Below are 379 nucleotides of genomic sequence, written 5' to 3'. Positions count from 1 at the left end.
TTGCCCGTCCCAACCGAATCCAGCACGATGGCGAAAACGCGTTTGAATTTCGGCTCCGTCATTACTTGTCACCGTCCTTGCCGGCACCACCTTCATTGTCGGCCTCACCGCTAGCCCAAACCTTCGTAGCGTACAGCGAGTTGAACAGCAACGCGAACTGCAATGCAATCTGTGACAGGCTGGCACCCAATGATCCAATGTGGTTGGCACCCATCATCGTTTGGACGGCCAGAATGCTCCAGTAGATGATGTTGGCGCCGTTGACAATGATCCACAGCGACCAGTTTTCTTGGTACTTCAGGATGTAGAGCAGTTGAGCGATGAAGCTGACCACAAAGTTGATCGAGTCGAAGTATGGCAGTTGACCGTGAACCATTGA

The 379-nt window shown here is 52.5% G+C and carries 1 protein-coding gene; it reads right to left on the bottom strand.

The genetic code is table 11. The features are described from left to right. Positions 1–61: 61 nt before the first annotated feature. On the bottom strand, positions 62–379 hold a 318-nt coding region (gene pnuC / locus ACLUWI_RS10375; RefSeq protein WP_412147248.1), incomplete at its 5' end, for a nicotinamide riboside transporter PnuC.

Origin of the sequence: Limosilactobacillus mucosae (assembly GCF_046939755.1) — a bacterium.
Taxonomy (GTDB): domain Bacteria; phylum Bacillota; class Bacilli; order Lactobacillales; family Lactobacillaceae; genus Limosilactobacillus; species Limosilactobacillus mucosae_A.
Note: the sequence above shows the minus strand (reverse complement) of the source record. Positions and strands in the feature narration are given on the sequence as shown.